Here is a 25,299-nt window from a genome sequence, read left to right as displayed (position 1 = left end):
GCCTGACGGTTCCGACATCATCTTGAGCGCAGCCGGGACTTTGCAGACTGTGGCAGTCTAGCGTCTTCCACGCGGGCCGGGCCTGCCGCCGCGCATCGGGCGGCCGCGTTTGGATTTGTGGAAGGAGCGGGTTGCGGCGGGCAGTTTCTTGCCGTTGCTCAGCATCTCGAAGCGCAGCGCGCCTGCAAGCGGGATCGCCTCCACGAGCTGGACCTCGACATCGTCGCCGAGCTGGTAGCCGAGCCCTGTCTTCTCGCCGACCAGCGCCTGGCGCACCTCGTCATGGACGAAATAATCGGACCCGAGCGTGGAGACCGGAATGAAGCCGTCCGCGCCATACTCCGGCAGCGCGATGAACAGGCCGGACCGGGTGACGCCCGCGACGCGACCGTCGAAGCTCTCGCCGATGCGGCCCGCAAGATGGTGCGCGACCAGCCGGTCGACGGTCTCGCGCTCGGCGGCCATGGCGCGGCGCTCGAAGGTCGAGATCTCGGCGGCGATGTCCTCGAGCTGGGCCTCTTCCTCAGCCGTCAGCCCGCCTTCGCCGAGATGGAGCGAGGCGACCAGCGCGCGGTGGACGATCAGGTCGGCATAGCGGCGGATCGGCGAGGTGAAATGGGCGTATTTCATCAGGTTCAGGCCAAAATGCCCGATATTTTCCGGTGAATAGACCGCCTGGCTCTGAGAGCGCAGCACCATCTGGTTGACGATATCCTTGTGCGGGCTGTCCTCGGCCTTCGACAGGATGCCGTTGAAGGAATTGGCGCGCAGATTGCCGCCCTTGGCAAGCGGGATCGAGAGCGTGGCCAGAAACTCGCGCAGCGTCTCCTGCTTGGCAAGCGAGGGGGCGTCGTGGGTGCGGTAGATCAGCGTCTGGCGCTTCTGCTCCAGCGTCTCGGCGGCGGCGACATTCGCCTGGATCATCATCTCCTCGATCAGCTTGTGGGCGTCGAGGCGAGGGGGCACGACCACCTTGTCGACCGTGCCGTCTTCCTTCAGCAGAATGCGGCGCTCCGGCATGTCGAGTTCGAGCGGCTGTCGGCGGTCGCGGCCGCGCTTCATCGCTTCATAAGCAGCCCAAAGCGGCTTCAGCACGGGTTCGAGCAGCGGGCCGGTCTTGTCGTCAGTCTTTCCGTCAATCGCGGCCTGGGCCTGCTGGTAGGAGAGCTTGGCGGCGCTCTTCATCATGATGCGGTGGAAGGTGTGGGAGGCCTTGCGGCCCTCCTTCGAGAACGCCATCCGCACGGCGAGCGCCGGCCGGTCCTCTCCCTCGCGCAGCGAGCAGAGATCGTTGGAAATCCGCTCGGGCAGCATCGGCACCACCCGGTCCGGGAAATAGACCGAATTGCCGCGCTTCAGCGCCTCGCGGTCGAGCGAGGATTTCGGGCGAACGTAATAGGAGACATCGGCGATCGCGACGGTGACAATCACGCCGCCTTCGTTCTCCGGACGCGTATCGGCTTCCGCATAGACAGCGTCGTCATGGTCCTTGGCATCCGCCGGATCGATGGTGACGAGCGGCAGGTCGCGCCAGTCCTCGCGGTGCGACATGGTGGCGGGCCTTGCGGCCTCGGCCTCGTCCATCACTTCCTTCGGGAAGATATGGGGAATGCCGTGGGCATGGATCGCGATCATCGATACGGCCTTCTCGGACGCCAGCGAGCCGACGACGGCAAGGACCGCGCCGCGCGGCTGGCCGTAGCGGCCGGAGCGCTGGACATCGACTTCCACGAGATCGCCGTCCTTGGCATCGGCAAGATCGACGAGATCGATCTCGTCGTCGCGCCTGTCGATCGGCATCAGCCGCGCCGAACCGTCGTCCAGCATCCGCACCACGCCAAGTGCTGCAAGCTTGCGCTTGTCGAGCACCTTGATGATGCGGGCGGTGTAAGCGGGGCCGGTCTCCGATTTCGAAGGGAAGATCTTTGCAAGGATGCGGTCGCCGAGGCCTGCCGTCGGTCCATTGCGCTTGCCGCTCTTGGCGCCACCCGACTGGCGCACGAGCACGGCGGGGGCCACCCCTTCGTGATCCGGCCATTCGGCAGGGCGCGCAATCAGCTCGCCATCCTTGTCGCGGGTGGTGATGTCGAGAACGGTCACAGGCGGCAGGGCGCCGGGGCGCATCAGGCTTTTGCGCTTCTTCTGCAGCAGGCCCTCGTTTTCGAGGTCGCGCAACAGCAATTTCAGCGCCACCCGGTCATCACCCTTGATCCCGAAGGCCTTGGCGATCTCGCGCTTGGAGGCCTGGTCCGGGTTCTCGCTGATGAAGGCGAGCAGCACGTCCCGCGGCGGCACAGCGCCATGGATGATGGTCTGGCCCGGAGTGATGGTCTGGCCGGTGGCGGCCTTCTGCTTTTCCGTCCGGCGGGGACGCGGTTTCTGGCTCAACTGTCGCTCTTTTCAGCCGCCTTCTTTGTCGAAGCGGTGGTTTTCTTGGTTGCGGCGGCCTTTTTCGGCGCAGCCTTCTTGGCAGGGGCTTTCTTGGCGGCAGCGGCCTTCTTGGCCGGCTTCTTGATGCCGGCCTTTTCGGCACGGGCGGCCAGAAGCGGGATCGCCTCTTCCATGGTGATCGATTGCGGGTCCTTGCCCTTCGGGATGGTGGCGTTGATCTTGCCCCATTTCACATAGGGGCCATAGCGACCTTCGTTTACAGAGACTTCGCCGCCTTCAGGATGGTCGCCAAGCGACTTCAGCGCGGCAGGCGCAGACCGCCCGCGACCGCCATTGGCCCGCTTGTCGGCGAGCACGGAGACAGCGCGGTTGACGCCGATCGAGAACACGTCTTCGATGCTCTCGACATTGGCATAGGTGCCGTCATGGAGCACGAACGGCCCGTAGCGGCCGAGGCCGGCGGTGATCACCTTGCCGTCTTCCGGATGCTGACCCACATCGCGCGGCAGGCCCAGGAGCTGAAGCGCCTTGTCGAGGTCGATATCCTCCGGCTTCCAGCCCTTCGGCAGCGAGGAACGCTTGGCCTCCTTGCCATCGCCGCGCTGGACATAAGGCCCGAAGCGGCCGGAGCGCAGGGTCACCGGCTCCTGCGTTTCGGGATCTGTGCCAAGCTCGCTCGGTTCATTCGGGTTGAGGCCGCCATTCTGGGCCTCCGCATCGCCGGAAAGCTGACGGGTGAAGCTGCAGTCCGGATAGTTCGAGCAGCCGACGAAGGCGCCGTATTTGCCGAGCTTCAGCGACAGCTGGCCGGTCCCGCAGACCTGGCACTGGCGCGGATCGCCGCCATCCTCGCGCTTGGGAAAGACCAGCGGCGCCAGCGCCTCGTTCAGCGCATCGAGCACGTTGGTGACGCGCAACTCCTTGGTGCCTTCGACCTGGGCGTGGAAATCATTCCAGAAGTCGCGCAGCACCTGCTTCCACTCGAGCGTGCCGTCGGAAATCTTGTCGAGCTTTTCCTCAAGCTCGGCCGTGAAGTCGTATTCGACATAGCGGTTGAAGAAATTCTCGAGGAAGGCCGTCACCAGCCGGCCCTTGGGCTCGGGCGTCAGCTTGCGGCTCTCGATCGTCACATATTCGCGGTCGCGCAGCGTTGCGAGCGTCGAGGCATAGGTCGACGGCCGGCCGATGCCGAGCTCTTCCAGCCGCTTGATCAGCGAGGCTTCCGAATAGCGCGGCGGCGGTTCGGTGAAGTGCTGGGTGGCGCGGATCTTGTCCTTGTCGACGGCCTCGCCCTGGTTGATCTCGGGCAGGCGGCCGTCATCCTCGTCCTCGTCGGACGGGGTCTTTTCCTCGCGGTTGTCGGCATAGGCGGCAAGGAACCCGTCGAACTTCACGACCGTGCCGACAGCGCGCAGGCCGGCGCTCTCGCCGCCCTTGGCAGCGGTGATTTCGGCGGTGGTGCGCTCCATTTCGGCAGACGCCATCTGACTTGCAATGCCGCGCTTCCAGACGAGGTCGTATAGACGGAACTGGTCGGCATCGAGGAACTTCTTCACCGATTGGGGCGTGCGGGTAAAGTCGGTCGGGCGGATCGCCTCATGGGCTTCCTGCGCGTTCTTGGCCTTCACCGAATAGTGGCGGGCGCTTTCGGGCAAGTAGCGCTTTCCGAACTGGTCGCCGATCGCATCGCGCGCAGCGGTGATGGCTTCCGGCGCCATCGAGACGCCGTCGGTACGCATATAGGTGATCAGACCGGCGGTCTCGCCGCCGATGTCGACGCCTTCGTAAAGCCGCTGCGCCACCTGCATGGTGCGCGAGGCGGAAAAGCCGAGGCGCGAGGAGGCGGCCTGCTGCAGGGTCGAGGTGGTGAAGGGCGGTCCCGGATTGCGCTTGACCGGCTTTGCCTCGACGCTTGCCACCGAATAGGTGGCGCCTTCGAGCAGGTCGCGGATGCGGAAGGCCTGTTCCTGGTTCTTTACCGAGTTCTTCTGGACGCGCTTGCCGTCGGCCTGCACCAGGCGCGCCTCGAAGCCATCGCCGCGCACGGTCTTCAGGTCGGCAACGATGTTCCAGTATTCTTCCGGAACGAAGCGTTCGATCTCGTTTTCGCGGTCGCAGACAAGTCTCAGCGCCACCGACTGGACGCGGCCGGCCGAGCGCGCGCCCGGCAGCTTGCGCCACAACACCGGCGACAGGTTGAAGCCGACGAGATAGTCGAGCGCGCGGCGGGCGAGATAGGCGTTGACGAGCGATTCATCGATATCGCGCGGGTTCGCCATGGCATCGAGCACGGATTTCTTGGTGATCGCGTTGAACACGACGCGCTTGACCGGCTTGTCCTTCAGAAGCTTCTTCTTGTTCAGGAGGTCGAGGACGTGCCACGAGATCGCTTCGCCTTCCCTGTCCGGGTCGGTCGCGAGGATCAGGCCGTCAGCATTCTTCATCGCGTCGGCGATATCCTTGACCCGCTTTGCCGAGGCGGTGTCAACTTTCCACGACATCGAGAAATCGTCATCGGGCAGGACCGAGCCGTCCTTGGCGGGCAGATCACGCACATGGCCGAACGAGGCGAGTACCTTGTAATCCTTGCCGAGATATTTGTTGATCGTCTTGGCTTTGGCGGGCGACTCTACAACAACAACGTCCATGTGTTCCGTTTCCTGGATCTGCATCGAATGTCCGTTCGATGCCCGCATCTTTGCGGCAAATTTTGGCTCGCGCGCTCGGCTCTCTCCTGCCGGAGGGGCCAGCGCTTGCGAGCGGGTCTGTCTTCATCGTCGGCTGAAACGCTCAGGCCCGTGCCCTGCTCTGCCAGCGCGCTTTGCATCCGCTTCTACCATATTCGCTGACAGATCAAGCGGAATGGCTGATTTCCGTCCATTTGGGCGGCTTTTCGGCATTTGGGCCTCGGCTTCCGAAATGGACAGCGATTGCCGCCGGGTCAAGCCCCGCGCTGATTTTTTGCCGATTTGCACGTCAATACAACCTAAGGCGAATGTTGCCTGACATTGCAATCTCAGGCAGGGACGTTATTGTCGATCAACATGGCAAATTCCGGGGTTTGACTGGTTCCGCGACGGCTGCAGGGGTGCGCGAATGTCCTCTTTTCTTCATGAAAACAAAAAGAATGGCAAGTTGACAGAGGACGAGATCATCTACATCCGTCAGATACTGGGGCAGTTGCGCAGGATTTCCGACAAGGACGGCGCGGAAATGCTCTGCTATCTGATCGATATGGCGTTCATCGAAGCGGGCGACGTCCAGGCGCGGATCGCCCGATCGGCCGATTGAGGCGTCAAGGCTTCAAATCATCGAGACTTTTCCGCCCGCATGCCTGACCAGTCGTCCGGCAAGGTCGAGTTCGAGCAGGATCATCTGCACCGCCGCTGCGTTCACACCGGTAAATCGGATCAGATCGTCGATCTCGCAGGGGCTCGGCCCGAGCGCCTGGGCAACCCGCACGCGGTCGTCGTCATCGGGCGCGGCGGCGGGCAGATCGTCGTCCTCATCCTCGTCCGCTCCCCCCTTGAACGGCAACTCCATGTCCGAGAGCGGCGAAAGCGCTTCCAGTACGTCTTCCGGGCTGCAGACGATCATTGCTCCCTGCTTGATCAGGCCATTCGTGCCCTGGGCGCGCGGATCCAGCGGCGAGCCCGGCACGGCGAGCACGAGACGGCCGGCCTCATTTGCAAGGCGCGCGGTGATCAGCGATCCGGAACGGTTTGCCGCCTCGATCACCACCACGGCAAGCGAACAGCCGGCGATCAGACGGTTGCGGCGGGGAAAGTCGCGGGCGCGCGGCTCCCAGCCATAGGGCATTTCGCTGATGGCGACGCCGCCTTCCTCGCAGATTTCACGGTAGAGCCCGATGTTTTCGGGAGGGTAGGGGCGGTCGAGCCCACCGGCAATGACGGCAAGCGTGCCATGAAACAGGCTGGCGCGGTGGGCGGCGGTATCGATCCCGCGCGCAAGGCCGGAGACGACGGTGTAGCCGGCGCCCGCCGCGGCATTTGCGATCATCGCGGTGAACTTGGCACCCGCGACTGAAGCATTGCGTGCGCCGACGATGCCAAGCGCGGGTCGGGTCGCCACATCGCCGCTCCCCGACATCGCAAGCAGTGGCGGCGCGCCGTCAATTGCCCTCAGCGCCGGGGGATAGTCCGGCTCTCCGATTGCCACGAACCGCCCCTTGTTGCGCAGAGCCGTCTCGATTTCGCCTTCGGCCTCTGCCACCGTCGCCACGCGAAAACGCTTGTCGGCGCCGCCGCGCACGGCAAGTTCCGGCAAGCGTTCAAGCGCCGCCTCGGCGCTGCCATAATGATTGATCAGTTCGCGGAAGGTAACGGGCCCGACATTGTCGCTGCGGATCAGCCGCAGCCAGGCGACGCGCTGGCTTTCAGAAAGGGTAATGCCGGACCGGCCGTTCAAAGGGGAGCTTCCGGTACGCGGGCGCGTCTCGCCCTGGCGCGGTCGTTCCCCGTTGTCGTCACCCCTTGTCTCCGATCCTGCTTTCGGTGCCTGAAATCAGGCGTTCGATATTGGTCTTGTGCCGCCACCAGGAGATGACCGTCAGAACGGCCATGACAAGTGAAACCTGCGGTAGGCCCATTATCCACAGAGCAACCGGAATGACAAGCGTCGCGATCAGCGCCGAAAGCGATGAATAGCGCGAGAGCCTCGCCATCAGCAGCCATACAAAGGCGAAGATCAGCACTGCGGCAGGTGCGACACCGAGGAGCACGCCGATATAGGTCGCCACACCCTTGCCGCCCTTGAAGCCGAGCCAGATCGGAAACAGATGGCCGATGAAGGCGGCCGCACCCGCAAGCAGGCCTGCCTGGCTGCCGTAAAGCGTCGAAGCGAGAATGACGGCGCAGGTGGCCTTCAGCGCATCGAGCAGAAGCGTCAGCGCTGCCAGGTGCCGCTTGCCGGTGCGCAGCACATTGGTGGCGCCGATATTGCCGGAGCCGATGCCGCGGATGTCGCCTAGGCCTGCGGCCTTGGTGATCAGGTAGCCGAACGGGATCGAGCCGAGAAGATAGCCGCCGACAAGCGCAATCACCGTCTCGGTCGCGGTCAGATCGAATGAGAACATGTCAGCCCCTTTTGCCTCAGTCTGCCAGATAGACGAGCTTGCCGCCAACATAGGTCCGAACGGCGCGGCCGGAAAAGCGTGCATTTTCGAACGGCGTGTTTTTCGAACGCGAGACCAGCCGGTCCGCCGTCACCACCCATGGCTCGTCGAGATCGATCAGGGTGATGTCGGCCCTGGCGCCGGGCGTCAGCGTGCCGGCTGGAAGATCAAAGATCTTCGCAGGCCGCGTCGACATCGCATCGATCAGCCGCATCAGCGGCACATCGGCGCTGTGATGCAGCCTGAGAGCTGCCGAGAGCATGGTTTCAAGGCCGATCGCGCCATCCTCGGCGTCGGAGAAGGGCAGGCGCTTGGTGTCGACATCCTGCGGGTCGTGCGACGACACGATGATGTCGATCAGGCCGTCCTTCAGGGCTTCGACCATCTTCAGCCGGTCTTCTTCCTGCCTCAGCGGCGGCGACAGCTTGAAGAAGGTGCGATATTCGCCAATGTCGTTTTCATTCAGCGTCAGATGGTTGATCGAAATGCCGCTGGAGACCGATGCCCCGCGCGACCGCGCCACACCAATCGCCTCGACCGATTCCGGAACCGAAATCAGGGCGGCGTGGTAACGGGCTCTCGTCAGCGTCGCGAGCCGGAGGTCGCGCTCGAGCGGGATCACCTCGGCCTCGCGCGGCGTGCCCGAAAGGCCGAGCCAGCTTGCAAACAGTCCCTCGTTCATCACGCCGGTCTCGGAGAGATAGCGGTCGCGCGGCTCAAGCGCCACCACGGCGTCAAACGAGCGGGCATAGGTCATGGCGCGCCGCAGCACGCGGTTGTCGGAAAGCGAGTAGCGGCCATTGGCGAAGGCAACCGCGCCTTGTGCCTTGAGCATGCCGACCTCGGTCATCTCGTCGCCCTTGAGACCCTTGGTGAGGGCTGCAGCGGGATAGACATTGACCACGGCGTTGTCGCGCGCCGTTTTCAGCACGAATTCCAGCAGCGCGACGTCATCAATCGGCGGATGGGTGTCCGGCATCATGATGAAGGAGGTGATGCCGCCGGCAGCTGCCGCAAGGCCTGCGGACTGGATGGTTTCGGTATGCTCCGCGCCGGGTTCGCCGACAAAGACATGGGCATCGACAAGGCCGGGGGTTGCAACCAGGCCGTTGCAATCAATGACCTCGGCGCCTTCCGGCGCGCCCTGATTTCGGGCATCGGCGCCGGCTGCAGAAATCCGCCCGTCTTCAACAATGATCGTGCCGGTTTCGTCGAGATTACGGGAGGGGTCGATGATCCGGGCGTTGTTCAGAACGAGCGGTCTCATGTGCGCGGCCCTCCGTTTTCAGACAGCATCAGGGTTTCCATCACCGCCATGCGCACGGCGACGCCCATCTCCACCTGCCGCTCGATCACGCTTTGCGGACCGTCCGCCACATCGGAGGCGATTTCCACGCCGCGGTTCATCGGGCCCGGATGCATCACCAGCGCATCGTCCTTGGCGGCCTTCAGCTTCTCGCGATCGAGGCCCCAGAAGTGGAAATATTCGCGGATCGACGGCACGAAGGCGCCGGACATGCGCTCGCGCTGGAGGCGGAGCATCATCACCACGTCGGCGCCTTTCAGCCCTTCCTCCATGGTGTCGCAGACCTCGACGCTCATGTCGCGGATGCCCGCCGGCAGAAGCGTTGCGGGACCGACGACGCGCACCCGTGCGCCCATCGTGTTGAGCAGGATGATGTTGGAGCGGGCGACGCGCGAATGCAGGATGTCGCCGCAGATCGCGACCACGATATTGTCGAGGCGGCCCTTGGCCTGGCGGATCGTCAGCGCATCGAGCAGCGCCTGTGTCGGGTGTTCATGCGCGCCGTCGCCGGCATTGATCACCGAGCAGGCAACCTTCTGCGACAGGAGTTCGGCTGCACCTGCGGAGGAATGGCGGATCACCAGCACGTCCGGATGCATCGCATTCAGCGTCATCGCCGTGTCGATCAGGGTCTCGCCCTTCTTGACGGAGGAATTGCCGACCGACATGTTCATCACATCCGCGCCGAGCCGCTTTCCGGCAAGCTCGAACGAGGCCTGGGTGCGGGTCGATGCCTCGAAAAACAGGTTGATCTGGGTAAGCCCGCGCAAAACGCTGTTCTTCTTTTCACGGGACCGGTTGAAGGCAATTGCCTCTTCGGCCTTGTCGAGAAGCGTTTCGATATCGACGGGAGAGAGCCCCTTGATGCCGATCAGGTGTCGGTGGGGAAAGAAGACCATGAAGCTTTCCTCCGGTCGTGCGGTCAGTCGGTGGAAGTTTAGCGGTCTATAATGGCTTGCCCGCCTCGCCGCAAGCTTTGACAGATGATATCGAAGCATGCCAACTGCCGGGAACCCGAAAACGGAAATCATGCCGATGGCCGAAGCCGACATCTACAAGACGCTGAACCAGCCGAGACCGTGGAGCAATCTCAATGCCTTCCAGTCCGATCCGCTGCTCGGCGACCTGACGCGCAATCTTGCCAGACCCTTGCGCGACGAGTTCGATGCGATCGGCCGATACGTCACCTCGCCGGATGCGCAGGAGCTGGCGATGATGGCCAACACCAGCCTGCCGCAGCTGAAGACCCACGGTCTGGCGGGCGAGCGGCTCGATGTTGTGTCTTTCCATCCGGCCTATCACGCGCTGATGCGCCGTTCGATGGCGGCGGGGCTGCACTCCTCGCTGTGGGAACCGCCGCGCGATGCCGATTCGAAGTCGAAGGCCCACAAGCTGCGCGCGGTCCGGATGTTCCTCTCCGCCCAGCTCGAATGCGGGCATCTGGAGCCGATGTCGTCGACCTCGGCAGCGCTCGCCGTCCTGTCGGCATCACCGCCGCTTCGGGCCGACTGGGCGCCGAAGATCCTCTCGCGCAAATACGACACCACCAACCGCGCCCAGAGCCAGAAGACCTCCGCCACCATCGGCCTTGCGATTGCGGAAAAGCAGGCAGGCAGCGACATGCGCGCGCTTGTCACCAAGGCGCAGCGCGTGAGCGAGGGCGTCTATCGGCTTTCGGGGCACAAATGGTTCGTGTCCGCGCCGATGAGCGATGCCTTCATCATGCTTGCCGATGTCGAGGGCAAACCGGGATGTTTCCTGGTGCCGCGGCTGCTTGATGAAGGCCGCAGCAATGCGCTGCGCTATCAGCGCCTGAAGGACAAGATCGGATTGAGATCGAACGCGGCGGTGGAAGTCGAATTTTCCGATGCGTTCGGCTTCCTCCTCGGACCGGCCGATGGCGGGCTCAGGACCATTCTCGACATGCTGACGCTGATGCGCCTCGACAGTGCGATCATTGCCTCCGGCATGATGCGGGCAGCCGTTGCCGAAGCCACCCATGCGACGCGTGGCCGGCGGGTCGGCGGCCGGTCTCTCGTGGTACAGCCCTTGATGATGCGGGTGCTAGCGGATCTGGCGCTCGATGTCGCCGCTGCCGGCGCGCTCTCCTTCCGGCTGGCCGACAGTTTCGACCGGGCCCGCGACAGCGGCGAGGAGGCGGCCTATGCGCGGGTGATGACCCCGGTTGCCAAATACTGGACCACGAAGATTGCGCCCGCCGTTGTGGCGGAGGCGATGGAGGCGATGGGCGGCAGCGGCTATATCGAGGATCGTCCGATTGCCCGTCACTACCGCGATGCGCCGGGCCTCGCGCTCAATGACGGTGCGGGCAACATGATGGCGCTCGACCTGCGCCGGGTGGTGGAACACGGCAGCGAATTGTTCGATGCGGTCTTCCAGGTGATCGCCCGGGATCTGGGACAGTCCGGCCCCAAGATCGTGGAACTGCTGCGCGCGGCGATGGCGCTTTGCAAGACCGATGAGAGCGCATCGCGCATCTTCATCGAGCAGATGGCGCTTGCAGCAGGTGCCGCGGAGCTCTACCGGCTCGGCGCGGGGCGCATCGCCGATGCCTTTCTCGAGACCCGGCTTGCGGCTGGCTGGCGCTCGACCTACGGCATGCTCGATACCCGCTTCGACCCGAGCTACATCGTGGAACTGCTGTTTCCCGAGATCGACTGACAGCGGATTGAACCCGGTCTGTTTTCGGGCACGGGCGGGCGAAACGGCGTGCAGCGCCATTCGAAAGAATGTCCGGCAAAAAGACAAAGAGGCCATGCCCCGGGGGGCACGGCCTCAATATCGCGAACAGCGCTGACGCGAGCACGCTCAAACGTGCGCCGCTTCCCCGAACGAATGCTGCCGTTCAGGCGCTTTCGCTGATCAGAATGCGGAACGGCGAGCGCGCTCGCGGTTGAGTTCAGCGCGCGACTTGCCCATGGCGCTCAGCGAAGCGTCGTCGAGGCGCATCAGGGCGTCGGCAACATAGCGCTCGGCCTGACGCTGGCGTGCATCGGTAAGGTTCTTGTAAGCGGTGCGGAAAAAGCCCATTTCAATTCTCCCTGTCTTAAATGCGTTCGCCGGACCGTCCGGCATCCGAAGCAGGCTGCCGAGGTGTTCGGCGCGCTTCGTCATCAACTGTCCCTGATATACGCCTTCGCTTACCGTTCAGGCAGGTGGGCAAGCTCATGGGAGCCATGCGTCTTTTGCATGCATGGCTTAAAATAGCCTAATCTCGAGGCACGGCGGTCCTGCGCGACCGCTGAAAAACGCCGTTCAGGCAATTCCGATCCGCGGCAGGATCGGCTATCGTCCGGCCGACAATCATCCGGTGGTATTCATGTTTCAATCCTTCGACGTATCCTCCCGCCCCGAACAGGCCGCACCCCGCTTTGCCGCGCTTCGCGCCCTGTTTCCCTCGCTCGGCATCAACGCCTTTCTGGTGCCGCGCACCGATGAATATCAGGGCGAATACGTGCCACCTTCGTCCGAACGGCTTGCCTTTCTCACTGGCTTTACGGGTTCAGCGGGCATTGCGCTGGTGATGGAGGAGCAGGCGATCGTGTTTGTCGATGGCCGCTATACCACCCAGCTTGCCGCCCAGACGGATCCTGCGCTCATGGAAGCAGGCGATCTCGTCAACGCGCCGCCGCCGGTCTGGCTTGGCGAGCATAAACCGGGCGGCATCAAGCTCGGCATCGATCCCTGGCTGCATACGCCGGCGGAAGTGGAAAGGCTGCGGACGGTCCTTTCTGGAATCGGGGGTGAACTCGTCATCCTTGGCGAAAATCCGGTCGACCGGATCTGGACCGGCCGGCCTTCGGAACCAGGCGCACCGGTCGCGGTGCAAAAGCTGGACCATGCCGGCGAGCCGGCGGCCGACAAGATCGCTGCCATTGCTAGGATGCTCGGGACCAAAAAGGCCGATGCGGTCCTGATCGCGGATTCCACCTCGGTCGCCTGGCTGTTCAACATACGCGGCAATGACATTGCGCACACGCCCGCGCCGCTGTCGCGCGCGATCGTGAAGGCGGACGGCACGGCGATCCTGTTTCTCGCGCAGGAAAAGGTGACAGGGGAGGCGGCTGAGCATCTGGCGCCGCTTGCCGAAATCCGTCCGCCGTCTGAGCTTGGCGAGGCGCTTGCCGCGATCGCGCGCGCAGGCGAGACGGTGCTGATCGACCGCGCTGCGGTGCCTTATGCGGTGGTCGAGATCGTGGAGGCGGCTGGCGGCAGCTGGCAGAATGCGCCAGATCCGGTGCCCCCTCAACGCGCCATCAAGAACGCGGCCGAGAAGAGCGGGACGCGGGCTGCTCATGTGCAGGATGGCGCCGCCATGGTATCCTTCCTTTCCTGGCTCGACAATCAGCCGGCTGGCAGCGTCAGCGAGATCGATGCCGCCAAGGCGCTCGAAGCGGCGCGGGCCGAAACCGGCCTGCGGATGCAGAACCCGCTGCGCGACATATCCTTCGACACGATCTCGGGCTCGGGCCCCAATGCCGCGATCATCCATTACCGGGTGACCAGCGAGACCGACCGCCATCTTCAGGCCGGCGAAATGTACCTGGTCGATTCCGGCGCGCAATATCAGAACGGAACGACCGACATTACCCGGACGCTGGCGATCGGCGCCGTCGACGAGACACAGAAAAAGTTCTTCACGCTGGTGCTGAAGGGCATGATCGCCATTTCGCGCGCCCGTTTCCCGGTCGGCACGCGCGGCATGGATCTCGATCCGCTGGCCCGGCTGGCGCTTTGGAATGCGGGGGTCGACTATGCCCATGGCACCGGCCACGGCGTCGGCTCCTATCTCTCCGTGCATGAGGGCCCGCAGCGGATTTCACGTCTCGGCTCGGCGGAGTTGAAGCCCGGCATGATCCTCTCCAACGAACCGGGCTATTATCGTCCCGGCGCCTTCGGCATCCGCATCGAGAACCTGGTTCTCGTCAAGGAGGCCCAGCCGATCGAGGGCGGCGAGATCCCCATGCTGTCCTTCGAGACGCTGACATGGTGCCCGATCGACCGGCGGCTGATCCTGCCTGCCTTGTTGAGCGAAGAGGAAATCGCATGGCTCGATCAGTATCACGCGCAGGTGCTTGAAAAGCTTCGGCCGCTCGTCACTGACGAGGACGAACGCGCCTGGCTTGAGGCTGCAACCCGGCCGCTCGCCTGAGCGGCTCAGGCGAGCACGACAAAGCGCATCAGCATCAGCACCGACCAGCCGATGGCGATCATGGGAAGAGGGGACGCGAAGCGCATGCCGAAAACCAGGGCAGCGGCCATCGCGACCCGGGTATCCCATCCGCCCGCATAAAAGGACGGTGCGACAAGCGTGGTCAGCACGGCCGCCGGAATGGCATTGAGCGCTGCCTCCACGCGCGGCGGAATATGGGAGACCACCGACAGAAGGATATAGCCGGCAATGCGCGTCAGGTAGGTCACGAGACCTGCAGCAAGGATCACCAGCACGATATGATCATCGGTAAAACTGCTCATGGCTGTTCTGCCTCGGCCGGCTTTTTCGGCGGAAGGGCTGCTGCCAGCAGGATTCCGGCGAGCGCACCGGCGCTCACATGCCAGGGCGAACCGATCGTGACATAGGCGATGATCGACGATACGGCGCTGATCGCGACCACCGGTATGTAATTGGCGCGGTGCCGGAAGCCGACGACGATGTTGAGGAAGTAGACCGGCAGCAGAACGTCCAGCCCCAGCGCTTCTGGATTGGCGATGAGGCCGCCGATCGTCGCGCCGACCAGCGTCATGGCGTTCCAGAGCAGATAGAAGCAGAGTGCGACGCCCATATACCAGGCGAAGGTGACGGGCGTTCCCCCGTCCTCGCGCTTCAGGGTTTCGGCGAATTGCGGATCCGTGAGGAAAAAGAACGACAGGAAGCGCTGCGGGGCGGAGAACCGCTTGAAGATCGGCGTCACCGCCGCAGAATAGAGGACGTGGCGGAAATTGACGGCGAGGATGGAGGCGACGATCATCCAGGCAGCGACATGCTGACCGAAGAGTTCGACGCCGACCAGCTGGCTGGCGCCGGCAAAGATCGAGAGGCTCATCAGCGATGCTTCCGCGATCGACTGACCCTGCGACACCGCCACGGCACCGAACAGCATGCCGAAGGGAGCCGCCGACAGGGCCGGGGCGAGGCCGGAGCGGATTCCCGCGAAGAAATGGCCCTGCTCTTTCAAAACGGAGGTCTCCCCTTGCCGGGACGGAAATCGATCGGCCGAGGGAGGGCCATATGGGTGCGCAACCTCAAGCGCGCTTTCGATGCCTTAGACGGTTATCGCGGCCATGACAAATCAGAACCATTGATGGATTGATCAACCGTGGCCGCGGCCTTCCAGAACCTGATCGCTGGTGATGATCTCGACGCCGGCCGTGCGCATTTCCTCGAATGCGGCCTTGACGCCGTCAGGATCGATACCGCGGCATCCATCCGCGATCAGCCGGATCCGCACGCCCGGCAGCATCGAAAGCGCATCGAGCGCGGAGAACTTGACGCAGTAGTCGGTTGCGAGACCCATGATATCAAGCGAGGTGGCCGACTGATGCTTCAGATAGGCATCGAGGCCGGTGACGGCGTGATGGTCGTTGTCGCGAAAGGCGGAATAGGAATCGACTTCCGGATCTTCGCCCTTGCGCTGCACGTAGTCGATCGAGGTGACGTTGAGGTTCGGGTGAAAATCGGCGTCGGGCGTGTTCTGGACGCAGTGATCCGGCCACATCACCTGCGGCTTGCCGTTGAGTGTGCCCATGTCGAAGGGTTGCTTGCCGGGATGGGAGGAGGCGAAGGAGCCATGGCCTTCGGGATGCCAATCCTGAGACGCGACGATCAGCCCATAGCCGCCGTTCTCGATCAGCCTGTTGGCGACCGGCACCACCGCATTGCCATCAGCAACGGCCAGATTGCCGCCAGGGCAGAAGCCGTTCTGGATATCGACCAACAACAGCGCTTTCATCGTTCACCTCTCATGCGTCTCGATCGGCCCTATCTGCCATGAAGCGTGCCTCAATTGGAAGCCGGGAGATAATATTCGACCGGCTTCGGGCGGCTGAAAAGATAGCCTTGCAGGCTTTCGCAGCCGTAGCGGCGCAGCCATTCTTCCTGTTCCTGGGTTTCCACGCCCTCTGCGACGATCATGAGGCCGAGATGGTGGGCTGTCGTGATGATCAGTTCCACGAGCGATGTATCGTTGCTGTCATGGGGGACGCCGGAGACGAAGGACTGATCGATCTTCAATTCGTCCAGCGGAAGCTGCTTGAGATAGATGAGCGCGGAATAACCCGTTCCGAAATCATCGATCGAAAGCCGCACATTGAGAGCACGAATGCCCATCAGCTGCGCCAGTGTCAGCTCGAAATTCGCGATCATCAGGCTCTCGGTCATTTCCAGCGTCAGATGCTCCGGCGAGAAGCTGTAACGTTGCAGGAGGTTCCCTAGCTGTTCCACGAAATCTTCCTGCAGAAACTGCTGTACCGACACGTTCACCGACAGATGAAGATCCGGATAGGCGTTGAGGAGCTTGCAGGCTTCCTCGAGCACCCATGCGCCGATCGGCACGATCAGGCCGGTGGTCTCTGCCACATCGATGAAATCGCCGGGACTGATGATGCCGCGTTCGGGATGGTCGAGCCGCAGCAGAACCTCAAAATGGCGTCCATCCGGGTTGAGGGTGATGATCGGTTGCAGGTAGATCCTGAAGCCGTTGGTCTGCAGTGCCCGCTCGATCGCCGTTTCCAGATCGAAGCGCGAGACCAGCTCATCCACCATCTCCTCATGGAACCAGCTGATGCTGCCGCGCCCCTTGGCCTTGGCATTGTGCATGGCAAGGTCCGCACGCCGCAATTCGTCATTGGCGCTTTCGGCATCGGGCCCGACCAGCACGGCGCCGACGCAGGTGCTGGGCGTGATGTGATGACTGTTGACGAAGGCTTTCTGAGACAGTTTCTCGTGCAGCGCGCCGAGCCTTGCGGAAGCCTTTTGCCAGGCATCGTTGCGATCGGTGCCGAGGTCGGTCAACAGCACCAGGAATTCATCGCTGGAAAGGCGCGCAGCAAAGCTTCCCCCCTCGATGCTGTTGCGCAGCCTCCGGCCCGTGGTGCGCAGGAGCGCATCACCGATATTGTGCCCGAAGATCGAATTCACGGCGGCGAAGTTGTCCAGGTCGAAGATGGCGAAGGCGATATATTGCTGAGATTGCTTCTGGGCGGTCAGTGATTCCAGGATCACATCCTGCGCCCGCGCGCGGTTTGCAAGCTTGGTCAGCGGATCGAAGAAGGCAAGGGTTTCGATGCGCTCCTCGCTGCGGCGCCGCTCGGTGACGTCGCGCCAGATGCTGATGGTGCCGAGCGGCTCACCGCGCGCGTTGATCACGGGTTTCTGCAGCATTTCGAACGTGTGGTTCTTGCCGCCCGGACTTGTCATCTCCGTCTGGATGACGCGCGTTTCGCGCCGCTTCGGGTCGGATGACGCCTCGTCGGGCAAGAGGCTGTCCGCTGCCGCCCCGAAAAGCTCCCGGTCGGTCTTGCCGACGATCATGTCCGGCGGAGTGCCGAGAAATTCCGCCGCTGCGTGGTTGCAGGCGGCAATCTGGCCATCGGGCCGCCTGAAATAGATCTGATCCGGTATGGCGTCCATCATGACGCGGAGCACGAGGTGCTGGCGGGCAAGCTCCCTGACGAGGCGGCGCCTGCGGAGCGAAATGAAAACAAGCAGCAGGATTGTCATCACAAGCAGGCCGAAAACCACCAGGAACGACATATGCTTGTTCATGGTGTCCAGTGTCCCCGGCGGCGCTTCCGCTTGCAGGCCCTCTGTCAGGCCGGCATCTTCGCCGGGCCTGGAGAGCAGTCTTTCTTCAACCACGGCCGAAATCAGTGCGGTCTCGTTGTCGTGGCTGATCGGCCAGGAGAAGACGCGCACCTCATGCACCTCGCCATTCTTGAGGCGATGGCGGAGCTCGAAGTAATTGTGCTCCATCAGTGCCGCCTGCCTCAGGTTCTGCAGGATTTGCGCCTGTTTCTGCGGATTGAAATCGGACACAGTCAGCGTCTGGAACTCTTCCCGCGTCCAGCCGTAGAGAGCTTCGGCAGCGTCATTCGATGCCAGAAATTCGCCCGTCTGAGGATCGATCGCATACATCGGCGTCGGACTTTGATCGATCGCAGGCGGAAATTCGAACGCCTTTTGACCAGCGTGGAGCTGTGCCACGGAAACGAGAATAAAAAACAATGCCATCGGAGCGAGGCAGCAAACATTCAGCCATGGTCTGAACGTTGAGTGAATAACAGCCTCCTGCTCATCCGTGTGTATGTAAATCGCCTTGGCGGGGACAACCTGTAGAAAATATGAGTATGCTACCCAACTAATTTAAAATTGTTAAATGAATGCGTAGTCAGGCGTCATCCATCTTAAAGATAGAGGTCTTGACTACCTTGTGTAGAGGGTGCTGATACACCCATAGGTATTTATTTTGCGTAAGCGAATTTCGACGTTAAGCCGGTTTGACGAAGCCGTCCAGAACGCGTTTGCGGCCCGCCTTGTCGAAATCGATCGTCAGCTTGTTGCCTTCGATGCCGGAAATGTTGCCATTTCCGAATTTCATGTGGAAGACGCGATCGCCGACATGAAAGGCCGAGCTTTGCTCGCCCGTGCTGCGCGCCACCAGTTCGCCCTCGATCGTCTGTCCGCGCGGACCGCTTTCGCCATAGCCGATCCGCTCCACCTGATGGCCGGAACGGGTGCCCCAATTGTCGCGGGTCGCGCTGGTGCGGTTGGTCTGCGCGCGTTTCCAGCCGGGCGTGGCATAGGTGTTTGAGAACGGCTCGGCGCGGTCGAAGCGCGACTGGCCGTAGCCGCCATAGGAGACCTCGGTTTCGCCGACCTCGACGTGATCCTCCGGAAGTTCATCCAGGAAACGCGACGGCATCGTCGACTGCCACAGGCCGTGAATGCGCCGGTTGGACACAAACCAGATATGGCAGTTGCGCTTGGCGCGGGTCAGGCCGACATAGGCAAGCCTGCGCTCTTCCTCCAGCCCGGCCCGGCCGCTCTCATCGAGCGCGCGCTGATGGGGAAACAGGCCTTCCTCCCAGCCCGGCAGGAACACGGTCTTGAACTCGAGCCCCTTGGCCGAGTGCAGAGTCATGATCGAGACGGCGTCCATCTCCTCGTTCTGGTCCACGTCCATCACCAGCGAAACATGCTCGAGGAAGCCCCGCATGCTCTCGAAGCCCTCCATGGAGCGGATCAGCTCCTTGAGGTTCTCAAGACGGCCCGGCGCCTCCGCTGACCTGTCGTTCTGCCACATTTCGGTATAGCCGCTCTCGTCGAGAATCTGCTCGGCAAGCTCGGTATGGGGCGTGGATTCGAGAAGCTCCTGCCAGCGCTCGAACTGGGTAACGACGTCGAACAGCGCCTTGCGGGGCTTCGGCTTCAACTCGTCGGTGTCGATCAGCTCGCGGGCTGCCGCCAGCATCGGAATGTCGCGGGCGCGGGCATAGTCGTGCACCTTGCGCACACTCGCATCGCCGAGGCCGCGCTTCGGCGTGTTGATGATCCGCTCGAGCGCCAGATCGTCGGCCGGCTGGCAGGTGAGCCGGAAAAACGCCATCGCATCGCGGATCTCGAGACGCTCGTAAAAGCGCGGACCGCCAATGACGCGGTAGTTGAGACCAAGCGTGACGAAGCGGTCTTCGAATTCGCGCATCTGGAACGAGGCGCGCACGAGGATCGCCATTTCGTTCAGCGCTTCGCCGCGCTTCTGATACTGCTCGATCTCCTCGCCGACCGCGCGCGCCTCTTCCTCGGAATCCCAGGCGGCATGCACCTGAACCTTCTCGTCATCCGGGTCGGCCCTTTCGGTGAACAGCGTCTTGCCGAGGCGTCCTTCATTATGGGCAATGAGATTGCCGGCAGCACCCAGAATATGGGCCGTCGAGCGGTAGTTGCGTTCGAGCCGGATCACCTTGGCGCCCCGGAAATCCTTTTCGAAGCGCAGGATGTTGTCGACCTCCGCGCCGCGCCAGCCATAGATCGACTGGTCGTCGTCGCCGACGCAGCAGAGATTGACGGCCTCGCCTTCCGGGCGCTGGGCAAGCAGGCGCAGCCACATGTACTGCGCGGTGTTGGTGTCCTGATACTCGTCGACGAGGATGTAGCGGAAGCGCTTGTGGTATTCCTTCAGGATATCCGGGTTCTTCTTGAAGAGTTCGATCGGATGGAGAAGAAGGTCGCCGAAATCGCAGGCATTCAGCGTCTTCAGCCGGTCCTGATAGGCCTGGTAGAGCTCGCGGCCCTTGCCATTGGCAAAGGCGCGCGCATCGCCCTCGGCAATGGTCTTCGGCGTCAGGCCCTTGTTCTTCCAGTTGTCGATCATGCCGGCAAACTGGCGCGCCGGCCAGCGCTTGTCGTCGAGACCTTCGGCCTGGATCAGCTGCTTGATCAGCCGCAGCACATCGTCGGTGTCGAGGATCGTGAAATCGGAGCGCAGGCCGGCCAGTTCGGCATGACGGCGCAGAAGCTTGACGCCGATCGAGTGGAAGGTGCCGAGCCAGGGCATGCCTTCGACGGCGCCGCCGACCAGAACGCCGATGCGCTCCTTCATTTCGCGCGCGGCCTTGTTGGTGAAGGTGACTGCGAGGATCTGGCTCGGATAGGCTCTGGCCGATGCGAGAATATGGGCAATGCGCGTCGTCAGAACCCGGGTCTTGCCGGTGCCTGCGCCGGCGAGAACCAGAAGCGGCCCCTCCGTCGTCTCCACCGCATCGCGCTGTTCGGGATTGAGGCCGGACAGATAGTCGGGCGCATCCGGCACGCGCCGCGCCGCCATGGCGCGCTGCGCGAGGCTGGAACGCACGGGCTTTGCCGGCTCGGCATCGTCTTCGTCGAAGAACGGTATATTATCTTCACCTTGAATCATGCGGCCAATCTAGTGGCTCGCATGGCAAAGGTGAAGGCGGCGCAGCAGATGAGAACAAAAAAAGCACATCGCCGGACCCGAATTCTGCCATGTCGATCCAACATTACAATTTTGTGAGGTTCGGTCTGCCGCCTTGCGATCATCGATCCGTTCAAGATACTTCAAAACTTACGTCCCCCGCTTTTCCGATCCGAGGTCATGAATGCGCTTTTACAAACAGCTTGCCGTCAGTCTGGGTGTTCTGGCAGTCGGAGCGGCGAGCTGGCTCTACTTTGCGCCCGGCGGCCGCGCGGTACTGTCCTCGGCCGGCATTCTTGAAAGCGCGGACAAGGCGGACGCTTCCGGTGGCAGGCGGGCCGGCGGCTTTGGCGGCAAGGGCGGCATCACGGTTGTGACCGCCCCGGCAAGGCTTGGCACAGTCAACGACCAGCTCACCGCGATCGGCAGCGGGGCAGCGCTCCAGTCGGTGACGCTCTTGCCGGAACAGGCCGGGACAATCCAGAATATCAATATTTCTTCCGGCGACACCGTCGAAAAGGGCGAGATCATTGCCGAGCTCGACGATCGCGAGCAGGTGCTGGCGCGCAATCTGGCAAGTGTTGCGCTTGAGAGCGCCACGCGGCAGGCCGAGGTGAACCGCAAGATCCAGTCTTCGATCTCCAATCTCGAAGTCTATAACGCGGAAATTGCTGAAAAATCGGCTGCGCTCGATCTCGAGACAGCCGAGCTTGATCTTGCCCGCCGCCAGATCGTCGCGCCAATTTCCGGCGTTGCCGGCATCGTCGCCGTCAATGTCGGCGACTACGTCACGACCGCGTCCGAGATCGTGACCATCGATGATCGCTCCGCGATCTTTGTCGATTTCTCCGTGCCTGAGCGTTTCGCAACGGCCGTCGCCAAGGGCGCACCTGTCGAGGCAAGCCTCGTTGCTGCCCCGCAGAAACGGTTCGAGGGCGTTGTCGAGGCCGTCGACAACCGCATCGATGCGGCAAGCCGCACCTTCACCGTGCGCGCGCGCATCGACAACGACAATGATGCGTTGCGCGCCGGGATGTCCTTCGAGGTGACCATGCGTTTTCCAGGCGAGGTCTTCCCTGCCGTCGATCCGCTGGCGATCCAGTGGGATTCCGACGGCGCCTTCGTCTGGAAGGTTGCGGACGGAAAGGCCGAGAAGCTGCGCGTCAGGGTCATCCAGCGCGATCCCGACCTGGTTCTGGTCGATGCCGAACTGGAAGAGGGCGAGCCGATCATCATCGAGGGCATCCAGCGCCTGCGCGAGGGCGCCGCCGTGAGCGAGCAGGGCGCCCCCGCCGGAGGCGCAGCATGAGCGATCCGCAGCAGGAGCCGGTGAAAGAAGCGGAAGAGATCGTCGCGGACGAGCGTGCCGAACACGGGTTTACCGCAATTTTCGTGCGCCGGCCGATCATGGCTCTGGTGTTCAACGCGCTGATCGTGGTTGCCGGCCTGGCGGCCTATTTCGGCGTGGAGGTGCGCGAACTGCCGGATGTCGACCAGCCTGTCATCACCGTCCGCACGACGTTTTCGGGTGCTTCCCCCGAAACCGTGGACCGCGAGGTGACGGACGTGATCGAGGGCGCGGTGGCGCGCGTCTCGGGGCTGAGTTCCATGTCGTCGAATTCGCAGACCGGCTCCAGCCGGGTTACCCTGGAATTCAACAAGGACACCGATATCAACGTCGCCTCGATGGATGTGCGCGACGCTGTCGGTCGCATTCAGGGGCAATTACCGGAGGATGCCGACGAGCCGCGCATCGTCAAGGCCGATTCCGATGCGCAGCCGATCCTGCGGCTTGCCATAACCTCGTCCGTGCTCGATATCGACGACCTTACCAAATATGTGTCGGACACGATCGAGGATCGCCTTGCTGCCGTGCCGGGCGTCGCAGATGTCGCCGTTTACGGCGAGCGCGACAAGATCTTCCGGATCGATATCAACCAGGCCGCTCTTGCAAGTCGTGGCCTGACGGTCGCCGATCTTGGAAACGCGCTTTCGGACATGTCGTGGGATGTCCCGGCGGGTGCGCTGACCAGCACCACCCAGGCGCTTGGCGTGCGCGCGACGGCGGACCTGACCACGCCGGAAGATTTCGCCGATCTCCTGATCTCCGACAATGTCCGTCTCGGCGACGTCGCGACGGTGGTGTTCGGGCCGGATACCGCGGCGACCGCGCTCAGATACAACGGCCAGCCGGGCATCGGCCTCGGCATCATCCGGCAGGCGAAGTCGAATACGCTGGATATCTCGCAAGGCGTGCGAAACGTTGTCGCGGAGATCGAGCCCAACCTTCCGGAAGGCACCACGATCAAAATTTCGAGCGATGACGCGGTGTTCATCTCGGGCTCGATCGACGAGGTGGTCCGTTCGCTGCTTCTGGCATCGCTGATCGTGGTCGCGATCATCTTCCTGTTCCTGCGCGACTGGCGCGCGACCATCATCCCGGCGATCACCCTGCCGGTGGCGCTGGTGGGGACAATGGCTGCGATCTATCTCGCGGGCTTTTCCATCAATATCCTGACCCTGCTTGCGATCGTGCTCGCCACCGGCATGGTGGTTGATGACGCGATCGTCGTGCTCGAGAACATCGTCCGCCTGCGCGCGCTCGGCATGGGGCCGCGCGCTGCCGCCGTGCTGGGCACGAAACAGGTGTTCTTCGCCGTGATCACCACCACGGCCACGCTTGCGGCCGTGTTCGTGCCCTTGTCCTTCCTGCCCGGTCAGGCCGGCGGGCTGTTCCGCGAATTCGGCTTCGTGCTGGCCTTCGCCGTGATGCTGTCCTCCTTCGTGGCGCTGACGCTCTGTCCGATGCTGGCCTCGCGCATTCTCGTTCAGCACAAGGAGGCCCGCGCCGGCCTTCTTACGCGCGCCGGAAACGGCTTCAACCGGTTTTATGCCCGCACGCTTTCCATGGCGCTTTCCGCGCCGCTGGTGGTTCTGTCCTTCGGTGCGCTGCTGATGTTCGGCGCCTATCTCGCCTATGCGAACATCACCTCGGAACTGCTCCCGAGCGAAGACCGGTCCATGCTGATGATGCGGGTATCGGCGCCGGAGGGCGTTAGTCTCGATTACACCCGCGACCGCATCCAGCAGGTCGAGGAAACACTCCAGCCGCTGATCGAAAGCGGTGAAATCGAGAGCGTGTTCTCGATCTCGGGCTTCGGCAGCAACACCAATAGCGGTTTCATGGTGATGACGCTGGCGCCCTGGGCGGAGCGCGAGCGTGTGCAGAGCGCCATCGCCAACGATGTCAACAGGGCCGCAGGCTCGATTCCGGCGGTGCGGGCCTTCGCCTTCCAGCCGAACTCGCTGAACATTCGCGGCGGCGGCAACGGCCTGAGCGTCGCCCTTGTCGGATCGACGCATGAGAAGCTGTCTGCTGCGGCCTCGGCGATCGTGGCCGCCATGGAGGCCGATCCGATGTTCGACGCGCCGAGGCTCAGCAATGATGCCTCACAGGCGCAGCTTTCCCTTTCGCTCGATCGCCGCCGTGCAAGCGATCTTGGCATCGATATCGCCGGGCTCTCGCAGGCGCTGAGAGCATTGCTCGAGGGCCGCTCCGTCGGAGAGGTGTTCATCGATGGCGAGGCCTATGATGTGCAGTTGCGCTCCGACACCCGAAAAGTCGACGATCCCACCGACCTTCAGAATATCTTCCTGAAAACCGGCGATGGCCGGATCGTGCCGCTCTCGACCATCGCCACGCTCGAGGAAAAGTCGATCGCGCCGACGCTCGAGCGCGAGAACCAGCTGGCTGCTGTGTCTCTCTCCTCGAGCCTCGCGCCCGGCGTGGCCCTGGGCGATGCCTATCAGCGGCTCCTGACGATCGCAGAGCCGCTGCTGCCGGAGGGCGCGCATGTCGAAGCGCAGGCGGAAGCCGCCGCGCTCGGCGAGAATGCTTCGGGCATGTCCATGGTGTTCGGCTTTGCGATCATCATCGTGTTTCTGGTGCTCGCCGCCCAGTTCGAAAGCGTTTGGAGTTCGCTGATCATTCTGGCGACGGTGCCCTTCGGTATCGGCTGCGCCGTGATTGCGATGCTGATCACCGGAACCACGCTCAACATCTATTCGCAGATCGGCCTTGTGCTTCTGATCGGCGTGATGGCGAAGAACGGCATTCTGATCGTCGAGTTCGCCAATCAGCTGCGCGACCGCGGGGAAGGGGTGCGCGACGCGATCGAGCATGCGACCTTGCTGCGTCTCCGGCCGGTGATGATGACCATGATATCAACCGTCCTTGGCGGCATTCCGCTGGTGATGGCCTCGGGGGCCGGCGCCGAGGCCCGTGTGGCGCTCGGCTGGGTGATCGTCGGCGGGCTCGGCCTTGCCACCATCATCACGCTCTACATCACGCCGGTCGCCTATCTGATTTTGGCGCGTTTTTCGAAGCCGAAAGCCGATGAGGAGCGCCGCCTCAATGCCGAGATGCGGGACGCGGGCCTTATCGGACATCACTGATACCGCGTTGCAACATTTCGTTGCGAACGGAATTCGACAGGCACAACTTGCGGAATCGTCCG

At 62.9% G+C, this 25,299-nt stretch carries 17 protein-coding genes; 5 read left to right on the top strand and 12 right to left on the bottom strand.

Features of this window, described 5'->3' with window-relative positions:
• Window positions 1-57: 57 nt before the first annotated feature.
• Together rnr and topA are read right to left on the bottom strand one after the other, a co-directional pair.
• Window positions 58-2,388, bottom strand: coding sequence for a ribonuclease R (gene rnr / locus HPQ62_RS15920; RefSeq protein ID WP_244629731.1), 2,331 nt, complete (start codon window positions 2,386-2,388; stop codon window positions 58-60).
• Window positions 2,385-5,039 carry a type I DNA topoisomerase gene (gene topA, locus HPQ62_RS15915; RefSeq protein WP_174803561.1) on the bottom strand — a complete coding sequence of 885 codons (2,655 nt, stop codon included), beginning with the start codon at window positions 5,037-5,039 and terminating at the stop codon, window positions 2,385-2,387. The genes rnr and topA overlap by 4 nt, the downstream gene beginning before the upstream one ends.
• Before the next feature lie 448 nt (window positions 5,040-5,487).
• On the opposite strand from topA, the gene HPQ62_RS15910 reads away from it, so the two are divergent.
• Entirely contained in the window at window positions 5,488-5,682 is a 195-nt protein-coding gene (locus HPQ62_RS15910; protein WP_174803560.1) for a hypothetical protein, read from the top strand.
• Window positions 5,683-5,694: 12 nt separating this feature from the next.
• Here HPQ62_RS15910 and dprA read toward each other — a convergent pair whose 3' ends face one another.
• The 4 genes from dprA to HPQ62_RS15890 are packed head-to-tail and all read right to left on the bottom strand — an operon-like array spanning window position 5,695 to window position 9,730.
• Window positions 5,695-6,819 carry a DNA-processing protein DprA gene (gene dprA / locus HPQ62_RS15905; RefSeq protein WP_174803559.1) on the bottom strand — a complete coding sequence of 375 codons (1,125 nt, stop codon included), beginning with the start codon at window positions 6,817-6,819 and terminating at the stop codon, window positions 5,695-5,697.
• Window positions 6,820-6,877: 58 nt separating this feature from the next.
• Window positions 6,878-7,486 (bottom strand): glycerol-3-phosphate 1-O-acyltransferase PlsY, encoded by a 609-nt coding sequence (gene plsY / locus HPQ62_RS15900; RefSeq protein ID WP_174803558.1) that lies wholly within the window; start codon window positions 7,484-7,486, stop codon window positions 6,878-6,880.
• Between the two features lie 16 nt (window positions 7,487-7,502).
• Window positions 7,503-8,792 carry a dihydroorotase gene (locus HPQ62_RS15895; RefSeq protein ID WP_174803557.1) on the bottom strand — a complete coding sequence of 430 codons (1,290 nt, stop codon included), beginning with the start codon at window positions 8,790-8,792 and terminating at the stop codon, window positions 7,503-7,505.
• Window positions 8,789-9,730: an aspartate carbamoyltransferase catalytic subunit gene (locus HPQ62_RS15890; protein ID WP_174803556.1), complete on the bottom strand. Its 942-nt coding sequence runs from the start codon at window positions 9,728-9,730 to the stop codon at window positions 8,789-8,791. The genes HPQ62_RS15895 and HPQ62_RS15890 overlap by 4 nt, the downstream gene beginning before the upstream one ends.
• Window positions 9,731-9,866: 136 nt before the next feature.
• On the opposite strand from HPQ62_RS15890, the gene HPQ62_RS15885 reads away from it, so the two are divergent.
• The gene (locus tag HPQ62_RS15885) at window positions 9,867-11,513 is read left to right on the top strand and encodes an acyl-CoA dehydrogenase family protein (protein ID WP_425312637.1); all 1,647 of its coding nucleotides are present in this window, start codon (window positions 9,867-9,869) and stop codon (window positions 11,511-11,513) included.
• Window positions 11,514-11,714: 201 nt separating this feature from the next.
• Here the strand turns inward: HPQ62_RS15885 and HPQ62_RS15880 are convergent, their stop codons facing one another.
• Window positions 11,715-11,966, bottom strand: a complete 252-nt coding sequence (locus tag HPQ62_RS15880; RefSeq protein WP_206678098.1) for a hypothetical protein — start codon at window positions 11,964-11,966, stop codon at window positions 11,715-11,717.
• A gap of 205 nt (window positions 11,967-12,171) precedes the next feature.
• Here HPQ62_RS15880 and HPQ62_RS15875 point away from each other — a divergent pair, with 205 nt between their 5' ends.
• Window positions 12,172-14,004, top strand: a complete 1,833-nt coding sequence (locus HPQ62_RS15875) for an aminopeptidase P family protein (protein ID WP_174803554.1) — start codon at window positions 12,172-12,174, stop codon at window positions 14,002-14,004.
• Between the two features lie 5 nt (window positions 14,005-14,009).
• Here HPQ62_RS15875 and HPQ62_RS15870 read toward each other — a convergent pair whose 3' ends face one another.
• From HPQ62_RS15870 to HPQ62_RS15850, 5 genes are all read right to left on the bottom strand, one after another.
• The gene (locus HPQ62_RS15870; protein WP_174803553.1) at window positions 14,010-14,327 is read right to left on the bottom strand and encodes an AzlD family protein; all 318 of its coding nucleotides are present in this window, start codon (window positions 14,325-14,327) and stop codon (window positions 14,010-14,012) included.
• Complete coding sequence (locus tag HPQ62_RS15865; protein WP_244629730.1) at window positions 14,324-15,028, bottom strand: AzlC family ABC transporter permease; 705 nt, start codon at window positions 15,026-15,028, stop codon at window positions 14,324-14,326. Before HPQ62_RS15865 ends, HPQ62_RS15870 begins: the two co-directional genes overlap by 4 nt.
• Before the next feature lie 135 nt (window positions 15,029-15,163).
• Window positions 15,164-15,802: a bifunctional nicotinamidase/pyrazinamidase gene (gene pncA / locus HPQ62_RS15860; RefSeq protein ID WP_174803552.1), complete on the bottom strand. Its 639-nt coding sequence runs from the start codon at window positions 15,800-15,802 to the stop codon at window positions 15,164-15,166.
• 50 nt (window positions 15,803-15,852) lie between these two features.
• Window positions 15,853-18,081 (bottom strand): sensor domain-containing protein, encoded by a 2,229-nt coding sequence (locus HPQ62_RS15855; RefSeq protein WP_174803551.1) that lies wholly within the window; start codon window positions 18,079-18,081, stop codon window positions 15,853-15,855.
• Window positions 18,082-18,337: 256 nt separating this feature from the next.
• Window positions 18,338-20,764, bottom strand: coding sequence for an ATP-dependent helicase (locus tag HPQ62_RS15850; RefSeq protein WP_174803550.1), 2,427 nt, complete (start codon window positions 20,762-20,764; stop codon window positions 18,338-18,340).
• A gap of 202 nt (window positions 20,765-20,966) precedes the next feature.
• Between HPQ62_RS15850 and HPQ62_RS15845 the strand changes: the two genes are divergently transcribed.
• On the top strand, window positions 20,967-22,091 hold the full coding sequence (locus tag HPQ62_RS15845) for an efflux RND transporter periplasmic adaptor subunit (RefSeq protein WP_174803549.1): 1,125 nt from the start codon (window positions 20,967-20,969) through the stop codon (window positions 22,089-22,091).
• Window positions 22,088-25,237 (top strand): efflux RND transporter permease subunit, encoded by a 3,150-nt coding sequence (locus HPQ62_RS15840; protein ID WP_194246363.1) that lies wholly within the window; start codon window positions 22,088-22,090, stop codon window positions 25,235-25,237. Before HPQ62_RS15845 ends, HPQ62_RS15840 begins: the two co-directional genes overlap by 4 nt.
• The last annotated feature ends 62 nt before the right edge of the window (window positions 25,238-25,299 follow it).

Source organism: Martelella limonii, assembly GCF_013344475.1.
GTDB classification, from domain to species: Bacteria; Pseudomonadota; Alphaproteobacteria; order Rhizobiales; family Rhizobiaceae; genus Martelella; species Martelella limonii.
The sequence above is the reverse complement of the archived record's forward strand: the minus strand, read 5'-3'. Positions and strand labels throughout refer to the sequence as shown.

Coding starts and splice junctions, on each gene's coding strand:
- HPQ62_RS15895 (WP_174803557.1), bottom strand. CDS start 8,792: ATGAGACCGCTCGTTCTGAACAACGCCCGGATCATCGACCCCTCCCGT.
- HPQ62_RS15880 (WP_206678098.1), bottom strand. CDS start 11,966: ATGACGAAGCGCGCCGAACACCTCGGCAGCCTGCTTCGGATGCCGGAC.
- HPQ62_RS15840 (WP_194246363.1), top strand. CDS start 22,088: ATGAGCGATCCGCAGCAGGAGCCGGTGAAAGAAGCGGAAGAGATCGTC.
- HPQ62_RS15870 (WP_174803553.1), bottom strand. CDS start 14,327: ATGAGCAGTTTTACCGATGATCATATCGTGCTGGTGATCCTTGCTGCA.
- topA (WP_174803561.1), bottom strand. CDS start 5,039: ATGGACGTTGTTGTTGTAGAGTCGCCCGCCAAAGCCAAGACGATCAAC.
- HPQ62_RS15845 (WP_174803549.1), top strand. CDS start 20,967: ATGCGCTTTTACAAACAGCTTGCCGTCAGTCTGGGTGTTCTGGCAGTC.
- HPQ62_RS15885 (WP_425312637.1), top strand. CDS start 9,867: ATGGCCGAAGCCGACATCTACAAGACGCTGAACCAGCCGAGACCGTGG.
- pncA (WP_174803552.1), bottom strand. CDS start 15,802: ATGAAAGCGCTGTTGTTGGTCGATATCCAGAACGGCTTCTGCCCTGGC.
- plsY (WP_174803558.1), bottom strand. CDS start 7,486: ATGTTCTCATTCGATCTGACCGCGACCGAGACGGTGATTGCGCTTGTC.
- HPQ62_RS15890 (WP_174803556.1), bottom strand. CDS start 9,730: ATGGTCTTCTTTCCCCACCGACACCTGATCGGCATCAAGGGGCTCTCT.
- HPQ62_RS15875 (WP_174803554.1), top strand. CDS start 12,172: ATGTTTCAATCCTTCGACGTATCCTCCCGCCCCGAACAGGCCGCACCC.
- HPQ62_RS15910 (WP_174803560.1), top strand. CDS start 5,488: ATGTCCTCTTTTCTTCATGAAAACAAAAAGAATGGCAAGTTGACAGAG.
- HPQ62_RS15855 (WP_174803551.1), bottom strand. CDS start 18,081: ATGGCATTGTTTTTTATTCTCGTTTCCGTGGCACAGCTCCACGCTGGT.
- HPQ62_RS15850 (WP_174803550.1), bottom strand. CDS start 20,764: ATGATTCAAGGTGAAGATAATATACCGTTCTTCGACGAAGACGATGCC.